Source organism: Leucobacter soli, from assembly GCF_042659205.1.
GTDB classification, from domain to species: domain Bacteria; phylum Actinomycetota; class Actinomycetes; order Actinomycetales; family Microbacteriaceae; genus Leucobacter; species Leucobacter soli.
Window position 1 is genome coordinate 1 of sequence record NZ_JBHSRW010000115.1, and the last position, 6,816, is coordinate 6,816.

Sequence of the window (6,816 nt, forward strand, 5' to 3'; positions counted from 1 at the left end):
CCCCGGAGCTCGCTCCGAGGCCGACGACTCCGCCCGAGAGGCCGACCACTCCGGCAGGAAAGCCGACTGCGACTCCGCCCGCCACCGCACCCGCGAAGCCGGCCGCGAAGCCGACGCGCGAGCCCGTCATGATCGGCACGCGGACGCTCGCGCAGTGGGTGCGACTCGGAGTCCTGGGCCTGCTCGGCGTGGTGGCAGCCGCCGGCATCATCGTGCTCGCGGCCCGCGGTGTGACGACGCTACCGGGCGTCCCCGACTTCCTGGAGCGCTACCCGGGCGAGTATGCCCCGGCGGTCGCCGTCGACCCCGGCTTCCCCGCCTGGGCCCGCTGGAACCATTTCTTCAACTTCTTCCTGATGGCGCTGATCATCCGCTCCGGGCTCCTGGTGCGTCATCAGCAGCGGCCTCCGGCGTTCTACACGCCCAAGCGCGGCGGACAGAAGGTCAGCATCTACCTGTGGCTGCACACGGGTCTCGACGTGCTCTGGCTCGTCAACGGCGCGGTGTTCGTCGTGCTGCTCTTCGTGTCGGGGCACTGGGCGCGGATCGTGCCGACGAGCTGGGAGGTGTTCCCGAACGCGGCATCAGCGCTGCTGCAGTACCTCACCCTCGAGTGGCCGGCCGAGCACGGCTGGGTGAACTACAACGCGCTGCAGCAGCTGATGTACTTCACGGTGGTGTTCGTCGCCGCACCGCTCGCGGCGATCACCGGTGTGCGGATGAGTTCCTGGTGGCCCGAGAAGGCCGAGCGCCTGAATCGGATCTACCCGGCACCGCTGGCACGGGCGATCCACTTCCCGACGATGCTGTTCTTCGTGATGTTCATCGTGATCCACGTGTTCCTGGTCTTCTCGACGGGGGCGCTGCGGAACCTGAACCACATGTTCGCCGGCAGCGACGAGGTCTCGTGGGCCGGCTTCTGGTGGTTCGCCGGCGGGCTCGTGGCGACGGTCCTGGCGTGGATCGCGGCGCGGCCGCTGCTGCTCGCCCCGATCGCCGGCGTGACCGGGCGGGTCAGCGCCCGCTGATCCTGCAGCACCTGCAGCGCAACCGCAGCGCCCGCGTAACACAGCGTCCTGTACCGTAGCGCCCGCGTATCCTTCCCGACGAGCGCGTACCTTTCCGACGAGAGGCCCCCTCAGTCGCTGCGACGTTCTAGCGCGCTCGTCGGGAAGGGGGCCATTCGCCCCCCTCGGTCGTCCCTGCGCCACCACCCGTGCATCCCCGCGCCGCCGCCTGTGCGCCGCCACCCACCACCGCCACTGTCACCGTCACGCGTAGATCCCGTACTCCTTCAGGTAGCGCTTGAGATCCGTGATCTTCATCGTGAAGCGGGGCTTGGCCTTCGCCCAGACGTGCCCCTTCGCGCCGGTGTCGAGGATCACCACCTTCTGGGTCTTGGGGTTCCACCGCTCGATGATCATGAAGTGCGTGTAGCTGTAGCTACCGTGGTGGTTCACGGAGGGGCGGCCCGCCTTGCCGGTGATGTGCACGAGGACCGGGCGGCCGGTCTTGGTGAAGCTGTCGGAGATGCGCCGCTTCAACTCGCCGGTCGTCGGGCTGTTGATGCGCCGGTACTGCGTCTTCCCGATCCACTTCTTCAGGCCGCTCGACACGTAGCGCGGCAGGGAGCGACCGTTCTTCTCGGTCTTGAAGTACTTGCTGCTGGCCAGCCGCCGCTGGGTCAGTTTCTCTCCGCTCGCCGAGCGCGTATAGCCGAGCTTCTTCAGCACGATCGCTGCCGAGGCGGGCCCGCACCAGTACCGCTTCTGCTGCCCCTTCCACGGGATCCTGAAGTTGTACCACCCCTTCGAATACTTCGGCGCCGCTTGGCCCTTCCGCTTCTGCACCCCGATCTCGACTGTGGACGATTGCTTCGTGACCGCCGGCTGACCGGGCTCCGTGCCGGTCACCTGCACCCGGGCCTTCCGGCCGAGCCAGGCGTCCTTGATCTTGAGCGTCGCCGACTTGCCGACGAGCTTCATGTTCGCCGACTTTGTCCCGACATACCAGCGATAGGTCACCGTCGGGTGCTCCCAGCGGGTCGACGCGCTCACGGAGAGTTTTCCGCCGACGCCGGCCTTCCCGCTGATCACGGGTTTCGGCGCGGGGAGGGGGTCGATCGGTTCGAGGGGATCCTCGGCTCTCTGCTCGAGTTCCTCTGCCGTGTCTGCGATCGCCGCCTGCGGAGTTGCGACCACCCCGGTGGTGACCAGAAGCGCGGCCACCGCCATCCCGAGGAGCTTCTTCTGCATCTCTTTCCTCTTTCGTCAGACCGCCCCCGCTCCCACGGTACTGCGTCCCGGACGTCGAGGCTCGGGACTCGCCCGTGCGTCGGGACGCCTCCGCGCACGAGGCCAGGGTCGACGAACGGCCCCCTTGCGCGCGAGCGGCCCGGAACTTCGCGGTGAGTTTCCGGGCCACTCGTGCGCACGGGGGCCACTCGCCGGATAGGAGGGGAGGGGGGAAGGTGGCACGGACGGACGGACGGAGGGAGGGAGGGGAAGGCGGCACGGACGGACGGACGGGGACGGACGGGCCGGGACCCCAGCGCCGGCGCCGGTCGCGCCCCGCCAGGAGCGGCGCCCGCCCCGTCCTACGCCTGCTCGGGGGCCCGGTCCGTGATGGCCTGCGCCGTGGCGTCGGGCACGTAGCCGTCGATGTGGCGCTCATCGGGGCCGTTGTAGGCCGAGAGCGGGCGGATCAGCGCGTTCGACGCCGTCTGCTCCATGATGTGCGCGGTCCAGCCGGTCACGCGCGAGGCGATGAACAGCGGTGTGAACGTCAGCGTGTCGAAGCCGATGAGGTTGTACGCCGGGCCCGAGGGGTAGTCGAGGTTCGGGTAGATGCCCTTGCGGCTCACGAACTCGTGCTCGAGCGCGTCGTAGAGGGCGGCCACCTCGGGCCGGTCGTAGTGCGCCACGAGCGTGTCGAGCGCCGCCTTCATCGTTGGGACGCGCGAGTCGCCGTGCTTGTAGACGCGGTGCCCGAAGCCCATGATCTTGCGCTTCTCGGCGAGCGCTGTTTCGAGCCAGGGCACGACGTTCTCGGCGGATCCGATCTCGTCGAAGATGTGCATCACGGCTTCGTTCGCGCCGCCGTGCAGCGGGCCCTTGAGCGCCCCGATCGCGCCGACGACGGCTGAGGTGAGGTCCGACAGCGTCGAGGTGATGACGCGCGCGGTGAACGTCGAGGCGTTGAAGGAGTGCTCCGCGTAGAGGATCATCGACCGGTTGAACGCGTCGACCACCACCGGGTCGGCCTCCTCGCCGAAGGTCATCCAGAGGAAGTTCGCGGCATAGTCGAGGTCGTCGCGCGGCGGTACGAGTTCCTGCCCGCGGCGGCGGCGCTGCCCGTAGGCCACGATCGCCGGGAGCGCGGCGTAGAGGTGCACGCTGCGGGCGAGGTTCTGCTCGGGGCTGCCCGAGGCGTCGAGCACGGATCCGCCGCCGGCGGTGTCGGAGGCTCCGATCACGCTGACCGCTGTGCGCACCTCGTCCATCGGGTGCGCTTCGAGCGGCAGCAGGTCGATCGCGGCCCGCACGTTGTCGGCCAGTGCGCGCTGCGCGCGCTCCTCGGCGCGCAGCGCGGCCAGCTGGCTGTCCGTCGGCAGCTCGCCGTGCCACAGCAGGTAGGCGACCGCCTCGAACGGTTGGGTCGCCGCCAGCTCCTGCACGGGATACCCGCGGTAGAGCAGGCTGTTCGTCTCGGGGTTGACCTTCGAGACGGCGGTGGTGTCGACCACCACGCCCGCGAGGCCCTTCTTGATCTCGGTCTCAGTCATCATCGACTCCTTGATTCTCGTCATCCTGCGTGGAGTCGCAGGATCTCACATGTGCGAAGTGGATCCTGCGACTCGCTACGCCCGCGCAGGATGACGGTGAAGAGTTACTTCTCCACCGTGAAGTTAAACACATTCGTGTCGAAGCGGTTGTAGTCCTCGTAGTCGACGAGCTCGTAGAGGCCTGCGCGGTGCTGCATCTCGTCGAGCTTGCCGCGCAGGTGGCCGACGCGGTTCAACTCGTCCAGCGCGCGCTCGGTCGCGCCCATCGCGATGCGCAGCATCGACACGGGCCAGATCACGATGTTCACGCCGACGTCGGCGAGCTGCTGCACCGAGAAGAGCTCGCTCTTGCCGAACTCGGTCATGTTCGCGAGGACCGGCACGTCGACCGCCTCGCGCACGGCCGCGAATTCCTCGAGCGTGCGCATGGCCTCGGGGAAGATCGCGTCGGCACCGGCGTCGACCAGCGCTTTCGCGCGATCCTTCGCGAGCGCGAGGCCCGCGGGCCCCTCGGCCGTCGCCCGGATGTCGGTACGGGCCATGATGAGGAAGTTCGGGTCTCGGCGGGCGTCGGCGGCGGCGCGGATCCGCTTCGTCGCCGTATTCTCGTCGACGACGGACTTGCCGTCGAGGTGGCCGCAGCGCTTCGGGTTGATCTGATCCTCGATGTGGGTGCCCGCGAGGCCGGCGTTCTCGAGGTGCTGGATCGTGCGGGCCACGTTCATGGGTTCGCCGAAGCCGGTGTCGGCGTCGATGATCGCGGGCAGTTCGGTCATGCGGGCGATCTGCTCGCCGCGGCCGGCCACCTCGGTGAGCGTGGTGAGCCCGATGTCGGGCAGGCCCAGGTCGGCGGAGAGCACGGCGCCCGAGATGTAGACCCCCTCGAAGCCCTTGCGCTCGATGAGACGCGCGGAGAGCGGGTTGAAGGCGCCGGGGAAGCGCAGCAGTTCGCCGGTGCTGAAGGTCGCCGCGAGGCGCTCGCGCAGGATCCGGCGCTTCTCGGCCGGGTCGGTCTTGCTGTACAGCATCAGAACAGTCCCTTCGGGGCGACGGCGAGATCGATCGTGCCGGGGGCCGCCACGATGTTCAGCTCGCGCACCTCGGCGGCGGTCAGCTCGGGCAGCCGCTGAACCAGCGACAGGAACCGCGAGATCTCGGCCTCCTCGAGCACGGGTTCGGCGAGGATCCGGAACTTGCGGATGTAGTCGGCCCGGGCGAAGGGCCGGGCGCCGAGCGGGTGGGCGTCGGCGACGGCGATCTCGTCGACGATCGTCGAGCCGTCGGCGAGGCGGATCTCGACACGGCCCCCGAAGGCCTTCTCGTCGGCGTCGTCGGAGTGGTAGCGGCGGGTCCACTCGGCGTCCTCGGCCGTGGTGATCTTGTGCCACAGCGCGACGGTGTCGGGGCGCGCGGCACGCGACGGGGCGTACGAGTCGACGTGGTGCCAGCCGCCGTCCTGCAGCGCGACCGCGAAGATGTAGGGGATCGAGTGGTCGAGCGTCTCGCGGGAGGCCTGCGGATCGAACTTCTGCGGGTCGTTCGCGCCGGAGCCGATGACGTAGTGCGTGTGGTGGCTGGTGTGCAGCACGATGTTCTCGACGTTCGCCGGGTCAGCGAGCTCGGGGTGCGCACCGTGCAGCTTGCGGGCGAGATCGATCCAGGCCTGCGCCTGGTACTCGGCCGAATGCTCCTTCGTGTAGGAGTCGAGGATCGCACGCTTCGGCTCGCCGGGTGCGGGCAGCGGCACGTCGTACGCGGCGTCGGGGCCGTCGAGCATCCAGGCGATGACGCCGTCCTCGCCCTCGTAGATGGGCGAGGGGGAGGTCTGTCCGCGCATCGCGCGATCCACGGCCTCGACCGCCATCTTGCCGGCGAAGGCGGGGGCGTGCGCCTTCCAGGTCGAGATCTCGCCCTTGCGGCTCTGGCGGGTTGCGGTGGTCGTGTGCAGGCCCTGGCCGACGGCCTGGTAGATGGTCTCGGCGTCGAGGCCGAGCAGGGTGCCGATGCCCGCGGCGGCGGAGGGGCCGAGGTGGGCGACGTGGTCGATCTTGTGCTTGTGCAGGCAGATGGCGCGCACGAGATCCATCTGGATCTCGTAGCCGGTGGCGATGCCGCGGACGAGCGCCCGGCCGTCGGCTCCAACGTGCTGGGCGACGGCGAGGATCGGCGGGATGTTGTCGCCGGGGTGCGAGTACTCGGCTGCGAGGAAGGTGTCGTGGTAGTCGAGCTCGCGCACGGCGACGCCGTTGGCCCAAGCGGCCCACTCGGGGCTGGTGCGCTCGTCGCGCAAGCCGAAGATCGAGGATCCGTCGCCACCCGTGGAGACGGGGTGCGCGAGCGCCTGCGCCCGCGCCGCGACTATCGGGCCGCGGTTCAGTGAGGCCGCGGCCACCGAGGCGTTGTCGATGATCCGGTTGATGATCATGTCGACCACCGCGGGTTCGACCTCGACCGGGTCGGTGGCGACCTCGGCGATCTTCCAGGCGAGCTGCTGCTCGCGGGGCAGCGGTTCTTCGCTCTTGTAGACGCGGACGTGGTGGGTGACGGTCATCGGATTCCTTCTGTTTCGTCTTCGTCGTTCTGCGCGACAGTCGCAGAATCTACTGGTTCGGAGTGATGCGACGGTGCGCAGGACGACGGGTGGAGATCGGCCTCGGTCAGCGAGTCGAGGATCGCTCCCAGTGCATTGTGGAGATGGACGTGGGTGGCGTGCGCGGCGAGCTCGGCATCGCCGGCGGCGATCGCCTCGGCGATGAGGCGGTGCTCGACGACCGAGGCGAGCAGGCGTTCGCGGTTGTCGCGCGCGAGGCGGCGGGCCCGGGCCAGGTGGGTGCGCACGGTGCGGAGCGACTGCGCGAAGTAGGCGTTGTCCACCGCCCGATCGAGGGCCGCGTCGAAGCGGGCGATGAGCGCGTAGTAGGCGTCGACGGCGTCGTAGCCGCGGGTGCCGTTCGAACTCTCCGGGTGTGCGGCAGCGAAGTCGTGCGCGAGCGCCGCGAAGACGGTCGGGTCGCCGCGCCGGGCCGCGATGC

6 protein-coding genes are annotated in these 6,816 nt (G+C 69.3%); 1 reads left to right on the forward strand and 5 read right to left on the reverse strand.

Annotated features, from left to right (window positions below):
• Positions 1-128: 128 nt before the first annotated feature.
• Positions 129-1,028 carry a cytochrome b/b6 domain-containing protein gene (locus ACFPZL_RS08220; RefSeq protein WP_382332931.1) on the forward strand — a complete coding sequence of 300 codons (900 nt, stop codon included), beginning with the start codon at positions 129-131 and terminating at the stop codon, positions 1,026-1,028.
• A 243-nt stretch (positions 1,029-1,271) separates the two neighbouring features.
• Here the strand turns inward: ACFPZL_RS08220 and ACFPZL_RS08225 are convergent, their stop codons facing one another.
• The 5 genes from ACFPZL_RS08225 to ACFPZL_RS08245 all read right to left on the reverse strand — a co-directional run.
• Positions 1,272-2,255, reverse strand: coding sequence for a C39 family peptidase (locus ACFPZL_RS08225; RefSeq protein WP_218116340.1), 984 nt, complete (start codon positions 2,253-2,255; stop codon positions 1,272-1,274).
• Between the two features lie 341 nt (positions 2,256-2,596).
• Entirely contained in the window at positions 2,597-3,784 is a 1,188-nt protein-coding gene (locus ACFPZL_RS08230) for a bifunctional 2-methylcitrate synthase/citrate synthase (RefSeq protein ID WP_218116458.1), read from the reverse strand.
• A gap of 104 nt (positions 3,785-3,888) precedes the next feature.
• The gene (gene prpB, locus ACFPZL_RS08235; RefSeq protein ID WP_218116457.1) at positions 3,889-4,812 is read right to left on the reverse strand and encodes a methylisocitrate lyase; all 924 of its coding nucleotides are present in this window, start codon (positions 4,810-4,812) and stop codon (positions 3,889-3,891) included.
• Positions 4,812-6,335, reverse strand: a complete 1,524-nt coding sequence (locus ACFPZL_RS08240) for an MmgE/PrpD family protein (RefSeq protein ID WP_218116456.1) — start codon at positions 6,333-6,335, stop codon at positions 4,812-4,814. The genes prpB and ACFPZL_RS08240 overlap by 1 nt, the downstream gene beginning before the upstream one ends.
• Positions 6,332-6,816 (reverse strand): FCD domain-containing protein (locus ACFPZL_RS08245; protein WP_382335076.1); only part of this gene is annotated, 485 nt, incomplete at its 5' end. The genes ACFPZL_RS08245 and ACFPZL_RS08240, both read right to left, overlap by 4 nt.